The organism is Spirosoma harenae, from assembly GCF_054776975.1.
In genome coordinates this window covers 111881-131995 of the sequence record NZ_BAAHBD010000005.1, presented here as the reverse complement: position 1 = coordinate 131995, position 20115 = coordinate 111881, and the positions used below count along the sequence as shown (strand labels likewise).

The 20115-nt window shown below is 50.1% G+C and carries 11 protein-coding genes; 10 read left to right on the top strand and 1 reads right to left on the bottom strand.

Annotated features, from left to right (window positions below; genetic code table 11):
- Positions 1 to 154 precede the first annotated feature (154 nt).
- The 10 genes from ACYVE4_RS03710 (at position 155) to ACYVE4_RS03665 (ending at position 16963) form a co-directional block, all read left to right on the top strand.
- Positions 155 to 3304, top strand: coding sequence for a SusC/RagA family TonB-linked outer membrane protein (locus ACYVE4_RS03710; protein ID WP_460995563.1), 3150 nt, complete (start codon positions 155 to 157; stop codon positions 3302 to 3304).
- A gap of 12 nt (positions 3305 to 3316) precedes the next feature.
- Positions 3317 to 5191, top strand: a complete 1875-nt coding sequence (locus tag ACYVE4_RS03705; protein WP_460995562.1) for a RagB/SusD family nutrient uptake outer membrane protein — start codon at positions 3317 to 3319, stop codon at positions 5189 to 5191.
- 26 nt (positions 5192 to 5217) lie between these two features.
- A complete protein-coding gene (locus ACYVE4_RS03700; RefSeq protein ID WP_460995561.1) occupies positions 5218 to 5946 on the top strand; it encodes a DUF3823 domain-containing protein in 729 nt (242 codons plus the stop codon).
- A gap of 137 nt (positions 5947 to 6083) precedes the next feature.
- The gene (locus ACYVE4_RS03695; RefSeq protein WP_460995560.1) at positions 6084 to 8168 is read left to right on the top strand and encodes a CehA/McbA family metallohydrolase domain-containing protein; all 2085 of its coding nucleotides are present in this window, start codon (positions 6084 to 6086) and stop codon (positions 8166 to 8168) included.
- Positions 8169 to 8186: 18 nt separating this feature from the next.
- A complete protein-coding gene (locus ACYVE4_RS03690; RefSeq protein ID WP_460995559.1) occupies positions 8187 to 11768 on the top strand; it encodes a PVC-type heme-binding CxxCH protein in 3582 nt (1193 codons plus the stop codon).
- 170 nt (positions 11769 to 11938) lie between these two features.
- Positions 11939 to 12670: a ThuA domain-containing protein gene (locus ACYVE4_RS03685; RefSeq protein ID WP_460995558.1), complete on the top strand. Its 732-nt coding sequence runs from the start codon at positions 11939 to 11941 to the stop codon at positions 12668 to 12670.
- A 114-nt stretch (positions 12671 to 12784) separates the two neighbouring features.
- The gene (locus ACYVE4_RS03680; protein WP_460995557.1) at positions 12785 to 13897 is read left to right on the top strand and encodes a Gfo/Idh/MocA family protein; all 1113 of its coding nucleotides are present in this window, start codon (positions 12785 to 12787) and stop codon (positions 13895 to 13897) included.
- A gap of 120 nt (positions 13898 to 14017) precedes the next feature.
- Positions 14018 to 14869, top strand: a complete 852-nt coding sequence (locus ACYVE4_RS03675) for a sugar phosphate isomerase/epimerase family protein (RefSeq protein WP_460995556.1) — start codon at positions 14018 to 14020, stop codon at positions 14867 to 14869.
- A gap of 3 nt (positions 14870 to 14872) precedes the next feature.
- Positions 14873 to 16090 carry a Tm-1-like ATP-binding domain-containing protein gene (locus tag ACYVE4_RS03670; RefSeq protein WP_460995555.1) on the top strand — a complete coding sequence of 406 codons (1218 nt, stop codon included), beginning with the start codon at positions 14873 to 14875 and terminating at the stop codon, positions 16088 to 16090.
- A 15-nt stretch (positions 16091 to 16105) separates the two neighbouring features.
- Entirely contained in the window at positions 16106 to 16963 is an 858-nt protein-coding gene (locus tag ACYVE4_RS03665) for a phosphoenolpyruvate hydrolase family protein (RefSeq protein WP_460995554.1), read from the top strand.
- A gap of 492 nt (positions 16964 to 17455) precedes the next feature.
- On the opposite strand, the gene ACYVE4_RS03660 is transcribed toward ACYVE4_RS03665, so the two are convergent.
- On the bottom strand, positions 17456 to 20113 hold the full coding sequence (locus tag ACYVE4_RS03660) for a CHAT domain-containing protein (protein ID WP_460995553.1): 2658 nt from the start codon (positions 20111 to 20113) through the stop codon (positions 17456 to 17458).
- Positions 20114 to 20115: the final 2 nt, after the last annotated feature.

Here is a 20115-nt window from a genome sequence, read left to right as displayed (position 1 = left end):
AGGTAAAAATTGCACAATTGTCCTGCTTTTTTGATCAAAAGTCAAGATTGTATAGTAGGTAACTTCTTAAAATTGCAAAATCATTCCTTTGAATTATGCCACGCTTTTAAAAGCAGAGCTAATTCTCCTAAATCCTATAACCAAACTTATTTCTATGAAGAACAACTACAGATTGAGGCCAATCTGGTTGATTGGCTTGCTGCTACTTCTTCTACTTGGAAGGCAAACCCAGGCCCAGCAACGCACACTTTCAGGGAAAGTCCTCGGTGAAAATGGAGGGCCACTACCGGGGGCTACCGTTGTGTTGAAAGGCACATCAACAGGTACTTCGGCCAACGCCGACGGGATGTACACGCTCCCTGTGCCGACCGAGCAGACAAGCAACACATTAGTCGTTTCGTTTATCGGGTACCTGACCAAAGAGGTACTGATCGGAAATCAAACAACCATCGACATCACTATCGATCCAGATTCCAAAGGCTTGCAGGAAGTGGTAGTGGTGGGTTATGGTACGCAGAAAAAAGAATCCATAACCGGGGCTATTTCAGCCGTAACATCCCGCGATGTGGGTCGTGTTCACGCTTCGACCGTAACAGGAACACTGGCCGGTAAAATTCCGGGCGTACAGTTCCGACAACCCGACGGACGACCCGGCGCAGCGGCCAACATCCAGATTCGGAACATGGGTGGTAACCCACTGTTTATCATCGACGGTGTGCCGAAGGACAAAACCCAGTTCGATAATCTCTCACCCAACGACGTTGAAACCATTACGGTATTGAAAGATGCTTCGGCCTCGATCTATGGGTCTCGTGCTGCCAACGGCGTTATTATCGTAACGACCAAACGCGGAACAGTTGGCCAGCGAAGTACAATCAATCTGGATGCTTACTACGGTTTTCAGAACTGGACGCGCTTTCCAACTGTCGTGAACGCTTACGAATGGAACCTGGGTAAAGCGGAGGCAGAGGTAAACCGCAATGGCACTACCGCTATCACGCAGTCCGAATTAGATAAGTATAAAATAGGCACAGAATACGGTTACCAGAATTTCGACTGGTATAATTTCATTATTCAACCCAACTCTCCACAATCGAACATCAATCTGAGCGCAAGTGGCGGTTCAGACCGTATTAACTATTACATCTCAGCTACCCGACTAGACCAGAATTCAGTGATGGGTCGCGAGTTCTTCTTTAACCGGACAAATATCCAGTCGAATATTGACGCCCGCATTACGGACAAAATCAAAGTGGGATTAACTATCGCCGGGCGGCAGGAAACCCGCGAAAATCCGGGTGTGCCAGGTGGTGATGACTACGTAGCCCCCAAGTTTGCTATCCTCCGAAACCGGCCTACCGAACGGCCTTACGCCAACGACAATCCTGATTATATCAACACGATCAGTAACCCGGCTTCGAACTGGGGCTATCTGAACTATACCCGATCGGGTTTCCTCAAAGAAGTCTATACATCGGTCACCCCTCAATTTACCGGCGAATACATAACACCTATCAAAGGTCTGACACTGAAAGGGTTGTATTCATACATGTTCCGGGATTCGCAACGTGAAGTGTTCGAATACACCTATGATACGTATACCTACAACCCTACGACCCAGCAATACAATCGGACGGGCGGTAGTCAGAATCCATACCGACAGCGGGTCGTGAATAAAATTGACGAAAGCATCGGCCAGATACAGCTTGTTTATGCGAATACGTTTGGAAAACACTCCATCAACGCCATCGCACTGACCGAGCGGCTCCAGAAGCGCGAACGGAATGTAGAGGCCCGTACTGTCCCGAAAACCAATACGTTGCCGGTCATGCAGTTTGCCGATATTGTTGCCTATGCCGACTTCGATGCTACGCAGGCTCGGGTGGGTTATATCGGTCGGGTTAATTATGGCTATGCGGATAAATACTTTCTGGAAGTAGCTGCTCGGCGCGATGCGTCGTGGAAATTTTCGCCGACTAAACGATGGGGTACGTTCCCGTCAGTGTCGGCTGCGTGGCGTGTCACGGAGGAACCTTTCTTTAAGTCGTGGACCAACAACGGAGCCTTTCTGAGCGACCTCAAACTGAGAGTTTCGTATGGACAATTAGGGGATGACAACGTTCGGCCAAACAACGCTGACCTCGATCCCTATGCCTATAACCCCGGCTATAACTACAACACGGGTGTCGGTATCATGTCGGGAACAACGACCGTAGCCGCCCGTGACCGGGGTATTGCCTTCGACCGTATTTCGTGGCTGACCGCCAAAGTGACCGACATTGGACTCGATTTCTCGTTACTAAATAACAAATTCACCGGTACGCTCGATTATTTCCGCCGTGTTCGCGATGGTTTACCCGCCGTGAAAAGCGACGTATTTGTTCCTAGTGAATTAGGGTATGCACTACCACAGGAAAACCTGGAGAGCGATGCCGTAGTTGGTGGAGAAGGTTCGCTGACGTATAACGGTAATGTCCGGGGCATCCGGTTTACGATTGGCGCAAACCTGTCGTATGCTCGTAGCCGGTATCTCACGCCCTACAATCCACTTTTCGGAAACTCGCTGCTTGAGTACCGTGAATCGCTGACGAATCGCTGGAGCAATATTTTCTGGGGATACGAAGTTGTCGGTCAATTCCAGTCGCAGGACGATATCAATAACTACGCGATCAATAACGACGGGCAGGGCAACCGGACGATGATTCCCGGCGATTTGATTTTCCGTGATCAGAATAACGATGGCGTTATTAACAGCCGCGACGAACGACCCATTGGCTACGGCATCAACAATACGCCGATTCTGTCGGGCGGTCTGAATCTTACGGTGCAATACAAAGGCTTTGATTTTGCCATGGACTTCTCAGGGGGTACGATGATGGCGATCAACCGAACCAACGAGCAACGTAACGCTTATCAGAACACCGGTAACGTGCCACACTTGTTATTCGATAATCGCTGGCGCCGGGCCGACCCATTCAATCCCGATAGTCCGTGGATTGCGGGTACCGAAATTCCGCTCCGGTACAACGATACAGGGCATAGCAACATCAACAAAAATTCGAGTTGGTGGCTGCTCAACATTACCTACCTCCGCAACCGGACGATGGAATTGGGCTATACGCTGCCTACGCTGCTGACCCAAAAAATTAAGATTCAGAAAGCGCGCGTGTTTGTAAACACCTACAATCTGTTCTCCATAGATAATACTCGGCCCTATGGCATCGACCCCGAAGTACAGGATGAAAACGGGTTGCAATACCCGCAAACCAAACTCCTCAATTTTGGCCTAAACCTGAGCTTCTAAACTGCCACCGTCATGAAAAAATACATTTTCTCGCTTGTCGCGCTCTTTTCGCTGACGACCGGCTGCAAGGATGACTCCGAATTTCTGAATATCAAATCGACCAATATTCTCCTGGTCGATGAGGTTTACAGTGATCCCCGGCTTGTATTGTCGGCAGCAACGGAACTCTATAACCGCATTCCTGATCTACAGGAACCGGCCAGTAACCCCATAAGTATTTATGCGGCTTTTGACGAAGCCTTCTCATCGGGCGATTACCCACGGCATCAGAACCGCGAGTACAGCTATGACGACTGGAGTTTCTGGGATTATGGCTACATCCGCGAAATCAACCTGTTCATCGAACGGGTTAATGCCGCCACCAAATTAACGGCAGCCGATAAGGCTCGGTTTGCCGCTGAAGGCCGGTATCTGCGAGCGAACGCTTATTTTGAGTTGGTCAAACGTATGGGTGGAGTGCCGCTTATTACCGAATCGCTTACATACGATTATAGTGGTAATGCCGCTTACCTACGCAAACCCCGCGCTAAAGAGTCGGAGATTTACGACTATGTTATCAGCGAGTTTGAGGCCGTCAAGGCAATTCTGCCTAAAACGCCCAACGAGAAATCACGCGCTACCTACGGACTGGCGGTAGCTTCTAAAGCTCGGGCTGCGCTCTACGCGGGTTCCATCGCTAAATATGGTGTCAATACGCCAACAGTTTCGCTACCCAATGGCGAAGTCGGTATTCCGGTAGCAAAGGCAAATGCGTATTTTCAGACGGCGCTGGAAGCGGCTCAGGAATTGATTAACTCCGGGCAATATTCACTTTACCAGAAAGCACCTGATCTCTCGACCAATTTCGCCAACATTTTCCTGGATAAGGCGAACAATCCAGAAGTGATTTTTGTGGAGGATTACAAACTGCAAAGTGGTAAGGTTCATTCGTTTGCATTGGATAATCAGCCTCGTGCTGTTACTGAAGAAGGCGAGCGCGGTGGCCGTCTGAACCCTTCTCTCAACCTTGTGCAATCGTTCGAGAAGTTAGATAATACGTTCGCGCCCCTGGAAATAAATAAAGGTGCGGCTACTGACTATATCTATTACGATAAACCCGAAGATCTCTTTGCCGGACGCGATGCGCGGTTACAGGGGACGGTGTTGGTACCGGGTAATCTGTTCAAAAACCGCTCAATCGACATCTTTGCCGGACTGATTTTAGGCAACGGCAGCATCCTGTCGGGCGATCAGTTGGGACAACTCAAAACGGTCAACGGAGCATCGGTGCAGGTAGTAGGTTTATCAGGGCCAATTGAAGGGTATGACGGTTCGGCACAGGGAGGATTTTACATGCGGAAATACAACGACCCCGTAACCGGTTCAGGGCAGATTGGTACGATGAGCGAAGTCTGGAATGTACGCTATCGCTACGCCGAGGTGCTGCTTAATGCCGCTGAAGCTGCTTTCGAACTGGGCCAAACGGCGATAGCTGCCGGGTATATGAAGCAAGTACGCGACCGGGCAGGACTAACAAAAGCGTTAACTCCCTCAGAAATCACGTTCGACCGGATCGTGCATGAGCGCAAGGTGGAACTGGCTTACGAAAATCATGAATTATGGGATCTGAAGCGGTGGCGTATTGCCCATATCGTATGGGATGGCAGTAACTCCGATCTGACCACCCAACCCGGTAAAGCCACTGAACCGAGTACTCGGGTATATAGTCTGTGGCCTTACAAAATCTACGATCCAGGGGGAGCCAATCATAATAAATGGGTTTTCCGGAAAGTGCTGTCGGGTCGGGTAACGCAAAGCCATATTTTCCGGCTGGGCAACTACTATTCGCGCATCACCGATGCGATTATCAACAACAACCCACTGATTCTCAGAAATCCTAACCAGTAAGCAGTGCGATTTCACTCCTTAAAAATATGAAGACATACCTAGCACTTCTCCTGTTTATCCTCGGCCTAACCGGGTGTGAACTAGATAATTTCGAGCCCCCCAAATCTACCTTCGAAGGGCGGCTTGTGTATAAAGGTGAACCGCTTCTCATGCAGAGTGCGAACGTAGCCGTGGGCAACAACTCCGATTTTCCGGTTTTTCTGGAACTCTGGCAGAAAGCCTATAACAACCGCAGTTCCATCCGGATTCCGATTAAGCAGGATGGGTCCTTTTCGTCGCTGCTGTTTGATGGAGAATACAAACTGATTGTTCCCAACGGGCAGGGTCCTTTTCTCTGGAAACGAACAGCTTCTAATACGCCCGACAGCCTGAATATCACAGTCCAGGGGAGTCAGACGTTAGACATCGAAGTGATGCCTTATTATATGCTTCGTAACGCCAAAATGGCGCTCAGTGGGCGGAAAATATCGGGTAGTGTTTCGCTGGAAAAAGTAATTACAGATGCTACTAACGGTAAGGCTGTCGAGCGGGTCTCTTTATATGTGAACAAAACACAGTTTGTGGATGCGGGTAATAGCCTGAATAAAGCCGATTTAGCCGGAGCTGACATTAAGGACTTAGCTAATGTAAGTCTGACGACAGGCGATTTACCGGCTCTGGTGCCTTCACAGGCTTACGTTTTTGCCCGTATCGGGTTGAAAATTGCAGGCGTTGAAGATATGATCTATACGCCTGTACAGAAAATTAATTTGTAGGTTGGTGATTGATGACTAAGCCGCAGAGGATCACCGGACGAGTGAATCGTCAGCTTGCAAAAGCGGTGACCTTTGTGCTTAGTATGTCAACCATGATTAATAACCTATATAGAACACGTACAATGAGATTCTGCTCAATGAGAAAACTCCTTTTCCTGCTTACTTTTCTTGGGTCGATAACCGCCCGCGCTCAGGTAAAGGTTGATTTGTCGAAATACACCAAAAGCCCCACTACTGTCTCGCAGCAGGGTAGCGATGTCATATTGACCTGGCCAGCTGCGGGTAAGGAAATGGGGAAACTGATTGTTAGTCTGGCTCCGGATAAACCATTGTTCAGTCACATCCAACTCTCGAAAGGTGGAAAGTTCAGTGAAATTGCAAGTGACATGAACCCGGCCTTTGTCCTGACCATCGGTAAACGGGATTTAGTGTCGCAAAACGGCTGGAACATTTTTTTCGATAAAACGAACCGACTTCCCAGCAAATCCTACGCGGTTCAACTGACCAAACGGTCGGCCAGTGTCAGCACCGTTGGTACGCGAACCGTGTTGCGGATCGGCGATACGGAAGCAGATCGTTTTCGGGGAGCCATCGAAATTACGGTGTATCAGGGAAGTTCGCTTTTCAATGTAGCGGCTGTCATGTCGACGCAGGTTGATTCAACGGCCATTCTCTACGATGCAGGCTTGGTAAGCAAAAAGCCGAACTGGACTACGTTAGCCTGGTCGGATACGGACAACAAGATGCAGGAGTCTCCGCTCAATCCAACGGCTCCCAATAAGGCACAGGCGGTAAAATACCGGACGATTATGGGCACTGGACCAAACGGAACATTGGCTGTTTTCCCGGCTCCGCACCAATATTTTTATCCGTTAGACGAAGCGTTCAATCTCGATTTTACGTGGTATGGAACAGGCTACCGAAGTCTCGTTCCTGAGTTTGGCATTGGTATCCGACAGGATTTGATGGGCGACAAGCGCTGGGTTCCCTGGGTCAACGCTCCTCCAGGCACCCAACAACGGCTCAACTTTTTCTGCCTGCTCAGTACCGAAAAGCCTGCCGAAACGCTGGCCGAAGTGAAGCGATTCACGCACAATGACAAGTATCCAGCGGTGCCAGGCTACAAAACGATGTCGAGCCACTTTCACAATGAATTCACGATGAAAGTGGTGCTGGCGGGGAAGCCTATACCGGAGAATCCAAACTTCGTAAAGGTGTTCAAAGATCACGGCGTCAATATTGTTCACCTAGCTGAATTTCATGGCCCTGGTCATCCAAAAGGTCCTGATAGCTTGCGTCTTCGGGAGCTAAAGGCGCTACACGAGCAATGCAAACGACTATCGGGCAATGACTTTCTGTTACTACCCGGCGAAGAGCCCAATAATTTCTTCGGAGGGCACTGGCTGTCTTTCTTTCCGAAAGATGTGTACTGGATTATGTCGCGCAAACCCGAAATGCCGTTCGTGACGAATGAACCAGGCTACGGCAAAGTCTATCGGATTGCGGACAAGAACGATATGCTCAAGCTCTTAGAAGCCGAAAACGGTCTGGCATGGGTAGCTCACGCCCGTACCAAAGGCTCTACGGGGTATCCCGATAAATACAAGGAAGAAGATTTTTTTAAGTCGGACCATTTTTTCGGAGCGGCCTGGAAAAATATCCCTGCCGATTTATCAGAACCCAAACTAAGTCGTCGTGTACTGGATTTGCTGGATGACTACTCGAACTGGGGATATAAAAAACACGCCATTGCAGAGACCGACATTTTCACGATGGAACCGGAAAACGAAACTTATGCCCACCTGAATGTCAACTACATGCAAATGGACAAGTTGCCTGATTACAATTCGGGTTGGCAGCCGGTTCTGGACGTCATGAAACAAGGTAAGTTTTTCGTAACAACCGGCGAAATCTTGCTGCCAGCTTTCACGGTAAATGGCAAAGGATCAGGCCAAACGGCTACGTTGGCTGCCGACGGAAAAGCAACTATCAATCTGGATGTAAACTGGACCTTCCCGCTCACGTTCGCCGAAATTGTATCCGGCGACGGCAAACAGGTCTACCGCGAACGTATCGACTTGACCAATACATTGCCCTACGGCAAAAAAGCGTACCGATTCGACACAAATCTTAAAAACCGAACGTGGGTCCGGGTTGAAGTCTGGGATGCCGCCGTTAATGGCGCTTTCACTCAGCAAGTCTGGCTCGCCCCCCCGCACTAATCGCCCAACTCTTACTCCATGAAAATACCATTTCTTACTCTCCTGATAGCCCTCGGGTTATATCAGGGCTGCACGAGAACTGCCCAAACGGGAACAAATTCGGGACAGAATCGTACTACCGACGTAACCGCTCGCCGGGGTGAAGTGCTGTTTCTAGGCAACCGAAGTAAGCACCACGATTCAGGAAAATATGCTCCCTGGCTCGCTATTTCGCTCTTTAAAAAAGGCGTGAACCTGACCTACACCGTCAACCTCAACGACCTCAATCCTGAAAATCTGGCGAAATATGATGGCCTGATTATCTACGCCAATCACGACACGCTTCCACCTGCTCAGGAAGCCGCTCTGAAGGAGTTTGTGGAAGGTGGAAAAGGCTTAATTCCACTGCATTCGGCGTCAGGCTGTTTCAAAAACTCGGATTGGTATATCAACACGATTGGTGGACAGTTCAAGTCGCATAAATCGGGTCCGATTACGGAGAATATCGTCGCGAAGAATCACCCCGTTATGCAGGGGTTAGCTCCTTTTACGACGTCCTGGGATGAAACGTACACTCACCAGCGGCTCAACCCCGACATGACCGTTCTGACGACTCGTCAGGATGGCGACCGACAGGAACCTTATACGTGGGTACGAAAGCAGGGCAAAGGCCGTGTCTTTTACACCGCCTACGGTCATAACGATAGCACATGGACAAATCCCGGTTTCCGCGAACTGGTCAATCGGGGGGTGTTGTGGGCCATTGGCGAACCCGTAACTAAGCAGATTGCGAAACTGGGAATTCCGAACGTAGACATTTACGAGTCGGCCAATATTGCTATTGACGATTACACCAAGCGGCATCGGGTTCCGGCGATGCAGGTGGCGTTAAAACCCGAAGAGTCGAAAAAACTCATGCAGGTACCGACTGATTTCGATATTCAGTTATTTGCCGCCGAACCGGATATTACGAATCCAATTGCCATGTCGTGGGATGAACGGGGGCGGCTCTGGATTGTGGAATCAGTCGATTATCCGAATACCTTTCTGGAAACCGATGGAGCTGCCAACGACCGCATCAAAATTTGCGAAGACACCAACGGCGACGGAAAAGCCGATAAGTTTACCATCTTCGCCGACAAGCTGAACATCCCAACGAGCATGGTGTTTGCCAACGGTGGCGTAGTGGTATCGATGGCTCCGCACTTCGTTTTCCTAAAAGACACCAATGGCGACGATAAAGCCGACGTTCGGGAAAATATTATGTCTGGCTGGGACAAAAACGATACGCACTTCGGTCCATCGAACCTGCAATACGGCTTCAACAACAAGATTTGGGGGGTGGTTGGCTCCGGCTACACTGGCACCACCAAAGACGGTCTATCGCTCAATTTCAGAACCGGCGTTTATAACGTAAATCCCGACGGAACCGGATTCGATTTCCTGGCAAACACAAGCAACAATACGTGGGGTTTGGGTTTTACGGAGGATAATAACGTATTCATTTCTACCGCCAACAACACCCACAGCGCGTTTTATTCAATGCCCGCCCGCTACATGCAGCGTAACCTGCCGGGTGCTACGTTACAGGCAGTCCAAAAAATCGACGGCCATTACGATTCGCACACCATGACCCCGAATCTACGCCAGGTGGACGTAGTGGGCGGCTTTACGTCGGCAGCGGGACACCATTTTTATACCGCCCGGAATTTCCCCAAATCGTACTGGAATCGGGTGGCGTTTGTCTGTGAGCCAACCGTTCGACTGATTCATAATGCCATTATTGAACCAAAAGGAGCTGGTTTTGCCGAGCAAGACGGCTGGAATATGCTCGCCAGTACTGATGAGTGGGTTGGCCCTGTGCAGGCCGAAGTTGGCCCCGATGGTGCCCTCTGGGTGGCTGACTGGTATAACTTCATCATCCAGCACAACGTATTTGTGGAGCGGCAGGCCCCGTCAGAAATGGTGTTACCGTTCAAAGATCAGCCGCGTGGGCAGGGGAATGCTTTCAATAGTCCACTACGCGATATCAATTTTGGCCGTATTTACCGCATCGTTTACAAAAAGGCGAAACCATATCAGCCCATTACGTTGTCGAAAAATGAACCAACAGGTCTGATTGCCGCGCTCAAAAGCGACAATATGTTCTGGCGTATGAATGCCCAGCGACTGATTGTTGAATCGAAAAACACGGCCGTGATTCCTGAACTTTACAAAATCATCGCGAATCCTGAGGTAGACGAAATTGGCCTGAATAGCCCCGCCGTTCACGCCTTATGGACGCTACACGGTTTGGGTGCGCTTACTGGCTCCAATTCCGAAGCCATTCAGGCGGCTTCCAAAGCGCTGACGCATAAAGCCGCCGGCGTACGTAAAGCCGCCATTGAAGTGCTTCCTGCTACAAGCCAGACGCTGGACGTATTACAAAAAGTGGGTTTACTGGACGATCCAAATCTGAACGTTCGAATGGCTGCTACCTTGGCGATGGTGCAAATGCCTGCATCTGATGCTATTGGAGCTGCGCTCTACCGGGCCTCGCTACGTCCTGAAAACGATTCTGACGAATGGCTTGGTCGTGCCTTATTTGCCGCGGCTGCCGTTCACCGGACCGGTTTTCTGGCCGAAGCCGCTAAAGCTACACCACCCGCAGAAAATTCACTGGCCAGTCGGTTGCTGACAGGCATTAATAAAGAAGTGTATGCTCTGCAACGACGGGCTGTTATCACCATGCCGCCAGACGTAACGGGTAAGGAAATTATCGTAAAAGGGTCAGCAGCCAAAGGTTTTCGCGCGATGGAAGGTTTCATTGTCGGGCAGGGTGGAAAAGATGGCGGATACGGTCTATACGTGAAAAATAATCGCCTGACGATGGTAGTGAAGCAGGATGGTCAGGTGTATTCGGCCAGCACCAAAGAAGCACTCCCTGACAATTTCGAGTTTGAAAGTCGGCTATTGAACAACGGGGAAATGGTGCTATTCGTGAACGGGCAGGAAGCCGCCAAAGGGAAAGCGCCTTCGCTGTTTACGAAACCGCTGATAGGTAGCATTCGGATACAACGTGATTTTACCAATGAAAACTCGATGGGAACGTATGCCGGTGCTTACGAAACTTCGTCGTCCTTCGATTTTATTGGAAATATGCAGAATTCTACATTAGAGATACGTAATCCAACCAGCGAGTCTCAACCAGCACCTGCTAAAAAATCCATATCCGATAAGGCGACGGTGGTGACTATCAAGGTAGTAGAAGAGCAGATGAAATACGACACCAAGCAATTTACGGTACGTGCCGGGCAACCAGTTGTACTGACGCTCGAAAATCCGGATATCATGCAGCATAACATCGTCATCTGCAAAACCGGTGCCGCCGAGAAAGTTGGAAAAGCTGCCGATAAAATGGCGCAGGACCCAAAAAGTGTGGAGAAACATTACGTTCCGCAATTACCGGAAGTGATAGCCTCCAGCATTTTAGTCAATCCAGGTGAATCGTATACGCTGGAATTTGTGGCCCCAACCAAACCCGGCGATTACCCATTTATCTGTACATTCCCCGGCCACTGGAGCATCATGCGGGGCGTTATGCGCGTCGAAAAAGGAAGTGAATCAACAATCAGTCGCTAATTAGAATTTAAACTGATAAAGTAAGTACAATGAGTAGTTTTTGTCATGCTGAGGAACGAAGCATCTTAAGCTTCTATACTCTCAGGTGAAGAGATTTAAAGATGCCGCTTCGGCGGTCCGATTCGTTCCTCAGCATGACAAAACACACCTTCGACTTTAAACCAAACACCATGAAACTATTATCTTTTCTTCTGCTGCTGGGGGTAAGCCTATCCCTTATGCAATGCAAAACAAGTTCATCCACGACTGCCAAAGCTGGTAAACCTCTCCGGGTGCTGGTGGTGGGTGGCGGTACGTCGCATAACTTCGGAATGTGGTACCGCAACGTAGACGGGCAAACATTAAGCCGCGATGGTTTTGCCACCGTCAACTACGTAGGCGACCCTGATTCCATGTTGACCTATTTACCACAGACCGACGTATTGTATTTAAGCAACAACCGCCCTATTACGAATCCGGCGGTACGTCAGGCGATTATGGACCATGCCAACGCGGGTAAGGGCATGTTGATTGCTCACGCAGCCATGTGGTACAACTGGAAAGACTGGCCGGAATACAACCTGAATCTCGTCGGTGGCGGCACCCGCAAACACGATAAATACGGCACGTTCGATGTAACGGTGACCGATACAAATCACCCAATTACGAAGGGTGTCGAACAAAAATTCAGCCTGAAAGACGAGCGGTATTATTACATTCCTGACTCCGCCGGACCCGGTATTACAGTACTAGCCAGTTCAAGCTTAACGCCGTCTGACCCAGTTTATCCATCGGTGTTCATCGTGAAGCATCCCAAAGCACGTATCGTCGGTCTGGCGCTGGGTCACGATGCAGAGTCGCACAATTTGCCCGTTTACCAGACGCTGTTGCGGAATTCTGTGGCGTGGGCTGCCCGCAAGTAACTGTTTTCGACAGGATTTACAGGATGGACAGGATTAATTTTATAGCTAGAAATCCTGTCCATCCTGTAAATCCTGTCGAAGAAAAATTTTAATCAGTAAATCAAACTAAGTATCATGAGTGATCAGAAAATTACCGTTGTCATTGTTGGTATGGGCTTTGGCAAAGAGTTCATTCCCATTTACTTACAACACCCCAATATCAACAAAGTGGGCATCTGCACCCGCAATCCGAAAACCCTAGAGGAACTCAGAACCAAATACAATCTCGATCCAGAGCTTTGCTTTGAACATTTTGAAGATATACCCGGTCGCGCTGATGTCGACGCTATCCACGTAGTGACGCCCGTACCCGACCATGCCCGCATGACGCTGGCTTCGCTCAACGCCAATAAACACACGGCCTGCACCATCCCGATGGCAATGACCAAGGAAGATTGTCAGGCGATTGTGGAAGCCAAACGACGTAGCGGCAAGGTGTACATGATGATGGAAACGGCACTCTACACCCGCGAATTTCTCTACGGTCTGAATCTAGCCGATACCGGTCAGTTAGGCCGTATTCAGTTTGTTCGGGGCTCTCACATTCAGGATATGAGCATGGAAGGCTGGGGCGAATACTGGAAAGGCTACCCGCCAATGCTCAACGGTACCCACGCGATTTCCCCGCTACTACGTATCAACAACACAACCGCTGAAACCGTCGTCTGCCACGGTTCAGGGCGGCTGAGCGACGATTTAGCCAGCCGTTACGGATCGCCTTTTGCCGTAGAAACCGCTACGTTCACACTCAAAAATTCTGACGTAATCGCCGAAGCCACCCGCTCGCTATTCGACGTAGTGCGACAGTATCGGGAAAGCTACGACGTGTATGGCACCAAAATGTCGTTCGAGTGGGAGCAGTTGCAGGACGAAGAACACGTTATTTTCGATGGTGGCGAAAATGCCAAACGGATCAACGTACCGGACACCGACGAGTTGCTCATCGAACCGATCAAGCACTTCACAAAGCGCGAGAAAATCGACGATCCTAACCACGTATCGTTTTTGCAGGGAGCTGGTCACGGTGGCTCACATCCGCATTTGGTGCAGGAATTCATGGCTGCTATCATTGAGGGTCGCAACTCGGCTGTAGATGCCGAATTGGCCGCTAACTACACACTCGCTGGTATCTGCGCCCACGAATCAGCGATGAAAGGAGGAGAACGTATTACAATCCCGGCGTATTAATCTTCGGAAATAAGTCCACAAATGAGCTTTTTTGTTATGCTTCCGCTCCGGCGGCCCGGCTTCGTCAGCATGACAAAAATGTTTGTTAAAGAATATGCTCAATGATAATCCACCAGTAACATGATTCAATTTGGCGCCAGTACGTTCATCTGGGTATCTCCGTTTACTACAAACTCCTTTGATCTACTTTATAAAGTGGCCGATATGGGCTACGATATTATTGAAGTGGCGATCGAAGATAAAGACCTGATCGACTGGCCAAAGCTCAAAAAACTCGCTCGCGAAACAGGTCTAAAAATCACCATCAGTGGCGCATTCGGCCCAAACCGAGATATATCCAGCGACGATCCAGCTAACCGCAAAAATGGCCTTTCTTACATTACAGACTGCCTGCGTATAGCTGAAGAGATGGGAAGCCCCATCTTTACGGGACCAGTTTATTCCGCCGTGGGAAAAACGCGACTAGTTTCTGCCGAACGCAAACTGCAGGAACGGAATTGGTGTATCGAAAACCTACACGAGGCAAGTGAAATAGCTGAACAATGTGGCGTCGTAATCGGCCTGGAACCGCTCAATCGCTTTGAAACCGACATGGTCAATACGGCTGAGCAGGCGCTATCGCTGGTGCGGGAAGTGAACCATCCATTCCTCAAAATCTCGCTCGATACGTTCCACAATAACATCGAGGAGAAAAGCATTCCAGCCACTATTCGAACTATCGGGAAAGAGTTACTTTGTCATGTACAGGGCAACGAAAGCGACCGTGGCACGCCTGGTACTGGTAATGTTGACTGGCCGGGAATCAAAGAAGCGCTGGGCGATATTGGTTATGACGGAGCCATCGTCATCGAAACCTTTGGCGCTCCTTCCGAAGAACTCGCCAGGGTGGCATCTATCTGGCGACCGTTGGCAAATAGTCCCGACGAACTGGCCAGCGAAGGGTTAGATTTCTACAAATCCCTCTTTCGGTAGTGTATGCAAAAATCCATCGTCATTATTGGTTGTTTCGATACCAAAGGTCCAGCGTTCGCTTTTCTGCGAAACTGTATTCTGGCAAAAGGCGAATCCGTCCTGACAATCAATACGGGCATGATGGAAACGACAGTCGATTTCCCAATCGATTACGATGCGGAAACCGTTGCCGAAGCCGCAAATGATTCGCTGAATAGACTCCGCACGAGTCGTGATCGTGGACGAGCCATTGAGATTATGGGCACCGGAGCGGCTACCATCGTAGCGAAGCTAGTTCGAGCTGAGCGGGTGAAGGGAGCTATTGGGATGGGTGGTGGTGGAGGGACATTCGTAGCGCTCGCAGCCATGCAGACTATTCCATTTGGGATTCCTAAACTTTGCCTGTCTACAATGACTGGCAAGGATTTAACCCGGCAGGTCGGTACAAAAGACGTAATGCTAATGGCGTCGGTGGTGGATGTAGCAGGTCTGAATGGAATGCTGACTCAACTCATTGAACAGGCTGCTGCGGCCATTTGCGCGATGGCTAACGTAGCATCGACGACGTATCAAAAATCAGCGGGCCGAATCGCTATTAGCATGTTTGGTAACACAACCACCTGTGTTGGTTATTGCACAGAACTGCTTGAAAAGCAGGGCTATGAAGTGATTGCGTTTCATGCCAACGGCCTGGGCGGTCGAGCTATGGAAAGCCTGATTGCAGAAGGTCATTTCGATGCCGTGCTGGACGTAACGACTACTGAGCTGGCTGATGAACTATGTGGAGGTGTTTGCAGTGCTGGGCCAGATCGATTAACTGCGGCTACCCGAATGAATCTGCCACAGGTAGTAGCCCCCGGATGCCTGGATATGGTTAATTTCAGCCAGCCCGACACGGTTCCGGTACGCTACCAGCACCGACAATTGTATCATTGGACACCCACCGTTACGCTCATGCGAACCGATGCGTCTGAAAACGAACAGTTAGGAAAGTTGTTTGCCCAAAAAGTGAATGGGTCAACAGCGGATGTAACGGTGGTTTTGCCACTACATGGTGTATCGCAGATTGACACGGCAGGAAACGATTTTTATAATCCTGAAGTAAACAGAGTACTTTTTAACACAATAAAAAGCAATCTTTCCGAACGAGTTCAACTGATTGAATCACCCGCACACATTAACGACCCAGCGTTTGCCGAGGTACTAGTCGCGAGTTTACTGGAAATACTACAACGAAAATAAAGCAAGACATATCGCATGCCGAATCAATGGACGGGAAAAGGGAATCCCTACACGAGAGCCGAAGTTAGAGAGCGTTTACAAGCGACGCTGGATAGTCAGAAAGCTATTATTGCCGCCGGTGCCGGAACGGGCATCAGCGCCAAATTCATCGAGAAAGGAGGGGCTGATCTGATAATAATTTATAATTCCGGACGATTTCGGATGTCGGGGCATGGCTCCACAGCAGGTCTGATGGCTTACGGTGATGCCAACGCCGTAGCGATGGAAATCGGTGAGTTTGAAGTGCTGCCCGTTGTCGAAGAAATTCCGGTGATTTGTGGTGTGCATGGCTCCGATCCACGCCGACGTATGTGGCATCACCTGCTGAAAGTGAAAGATATGGGTTTTTCTGGCGTCAATAATTTTCCTACGCATTGCATTGTCGACGGGCATTTCCGGCAGGTGTTGGAAGAAACCGGAATGGGCTTCGATAAGGAAGTTGAGATGGTTCGTCTGGCGAGTAAAATGGACCTGTTTTCCATCGTCTATGTCGCCACGCCCCACGAAGCCCGCCAGATGGCCGAAGTCGGAGCTGACGCGATCATTGCTCACGTAGGCACTACCGTGGGTGGATCAATCGGCGTAACAGACGCAAGCTGTTCCATGGACGAAGCCGTTGAGCGAACGCAGGCGATCATTGACGCAGGCAGGGCTGTAAATCCCGATGTTTTCACGTTGACGCACGGTGGTCCCATCAACACACCCGATGATGTTCGCATCGTGCTTGATCGGACGAACGTTCAGGGTTTTGTGGGTGCTTCGTCGCTCGAACGTATGGGTGTAGAACAATCATTAACTGAACTAACCCGAAAATTCAAGTCGCTTACGCGTTGATAACTGAGACTGCCCAATTTTTGGTGCCTATAAAACAACAGGATTTTTTATATATAACGCACTTATGTAAGATCTGTAACCTGGTTTTTAGTTGGCATATGACGGGTATATTTATCTACCTATTAACTCTGGGCTCAATTTCGGCCGGACAGACGACCTGACTATTGAAGCTAGCTGGACTGCCGAAGAAACGCAGGCTAGTACCAGATAAAATCTATAGAAAGTAGTTGATCAGTTGCCCAAAAGACAGCCGGAAGTTGTATTTCTGAAAGTGTGCGAAAGCCTTTCCAACGACGATATTGCCCAGGTAGTCGGGAAACATGCCGTTGTTCTCACTTAATTTCGGGGATAGTAGCGATTTATCGAATAAATATCGGCCCGCAAAACTGCTGCTGGCGTTAGGCTTGGGCTAAGGATATAAAGGCGATCGGTAAGCCAGGCAATCTAGATAGTTTTGATCGTCGGTTGGCTGATGAGTTGAGTATGTATAATTCATTCAATCAACACGAAAGCGGCCCAGTAGGCAGGGTCGTCGGTTGTCTGGAGGGTTGCCTGGGCTTGGCGGAAGGCGGTTCGGACTTCGCTGCCCGCTTTAAGGGCCGTGTAAAAGGTGTTCATGAACTGTTGAGTGCGTTCATCATCAACCGACCATAGGCTCACTATCATCTTCTCGACACCCGCCAGCCGGAAACCACGTTGTAGACCTAACAACCCTTCACTGCTGGCAAACAACCCAATATCCCCAAGACCGGTTTCGCAGGCGCTCAGCACTGCGAGTCGGGTCTGGCTCAAGTCAAGGTCGGCGATTTCGTAGGCAGTCAATAGCCCGTCATGTGCGGCTCCTACGGGACTGTTGCTGTGCCATAGCTGATTGGCCCCCGACAGAGCCAGCGCTGAGCGTGTCAGGGCATCGTCGCTATAGATAAGAGCTTCGGCAGAATCGGCATCCGCCCGGTAAGGCAGGTAAATCCCGTGGGTGGCGATGTGCAGCAGTGTTGGGGGTTTGGCCATCAGTTGCCTGAACCGCACCTCGGTGGCGTCCCGCTCGCGTAATAGGCTATTGTTTGGCAACAGGCTGGCAATCGCGCTGACCTCCGGCCCGGTTGCTCGCAGGGGGTTGAGCGGCACTAATCCCCGTTGGGCAATTGCGGCCTGCAGGTACGTCGGTGTAGTGGGGTTGTCAGTGGATTCGGTGGGGTGTTCGAAATCGATATCGCCAAGTAGGGTAATGGTCGTTTGGTTAGTTAGGCGGAGTGGCCGGATACCCTGCGCCACCTGCCGCATCTCGAATACATGGTTCAGATAGTGGCGGCTGCTTAGGTAACGTTCATAGACAGGCGTGGTGCGGGTAGTGGTGGGTAGCGGTAGAGCCGCAAGCGCAAGCTGACTGATAAGGCCTTCTGTCGACACATAAATCGAGTCAGCGCCGACCATCCAAGTTTCAATGGGTTTCCAAACGAAGCGGTAGAGCGAGTCGGCGTATGTGCTGTTTTTGAAACCTGGACCGCGTGTTTTGCTGTATAATTCGGTCGGTGTTTTGGCTTTTTTTAGCAGCAGCTTCAGGGCCTGTTCACTACCCAGTACTGCCAATCTTGGGTACGCATAACCGGGTCTGACGACCATCGCTGCATAGAGCCACTCGCCTGTCTGGGACGTGGTATCGAAGGTTGGCAGCCGTAGCGGGAATCGTGCATTGTTTTTAGCTGGCATGGTCATAAAGCGTACAAACGAAACCGCAGCTTCGGTAGGGCGCAGCTTGGCCTGCACCTGCTTCCAGGTTAGGTCGGTGCCCCGATTGGGTGTGTTGGTTTCGGGTCGCAATTCCTTAACTAATCGGGCTTCGGCGGTGGCGATTGCCTCACCGGCTTTTTCGCGTTCAGTGGCGGGCGCATTCAGAAACGCTTTGCGTTGGGTTAGCCAGTTGGCATATAGCTTCGGCAAGTTTGGGTTGGTTACTTGGGCCAGTTGATGGTGCAGCGTGGCGCGCAGTTGTCGGCTGTCGTCGAGGAGTAAGCCGCTCAGATACAGCATGGCATCGTAGGCTATTTCCTGAAGAAGAGGGTCGGTTTTATGGGGGCTTACGCAAGCCGCAAATGCAATCAGCGAACGCATATCCGTATTGGCAAGCGCATACAATTCCTTTCGTCGGCCCGAAACAGACATACTCATGTTAAGCCGGTTCTGGCTTGTCAGCAGAGGATATGTCTCGCGGATTGCGGTCGATACGGAGTCGTATCGGCCCATTTGCAAACTTAGTAGGGCCATATCCACGTAGCAGGACAGCAGTTGGGGGGCGTATTCAGATCGCTTCGGTTTCAGTATCGAAATCGCCTTTCGTAGCTTCTCATCAGCCGTTTTTGTATTGCCGCTGGCCTGGTAAAAATTGCTGGCAGCTTTCAGGGTCAGTGCTTCCTCCAGGCTATTGGCTCCGTAGAGATTTACTACTTTTTTCTGTCCCTCTTCCCAATCCACCGGCTTCCCATCCGACGCTGATTTTGACATCGTCGTTCGGCTCTGTTCGATGCCAATCTGCTTGAACAGCACATAAACGGCCTGCCGTTCTTGCTCTTTCAAGGCCTTTTCTTCCGGGCTAAGGTCTTTTTCTTTCTGAGCAAGCACTTGTTTAGCCAGCTTCTCTATGCCGCTGAACAGGTCGTTCTGAATCATGGTCTCCCGAACCGGATCATAGTGATGGGACAGACAAAAAGAGGTCGATTTCCACCCCATAGCCAGTACAGGGTTACTGCTGTTATTCGCCTGCTTACTAGCCTTTAAATAGGTATCAATTAGTGCTTTAGCATTTCTATGAGTAGGCTTAGAGAGAAACCTGGCTTCCGATCGATCTACGGTTGATGGGTATAGGTGCTGGGTACCTGTCTCCGCAGCCATGGCTTTTCCGTTGACAGACATCTGCAGTACCATGCACCAGACATGCTTCTCTTGGCAGAATTCAAGAAACGAAATCGCTCGTTGGGCTAGACTAACTGCCTGCCCCAGGTCTTTGCGCCGATATGCTTCTTGTGCTTCCTGCACAAGTTTAAGCCCTTCTGGCTTGTCAGCAGCGAGTTGGGTCAATTGAGCGTGAAGATTAGTTAGTGCGAAGCTGGCCAGCCAGCCAGTCATAAGCAGGGTGCGTAGCAACCAATGCATAG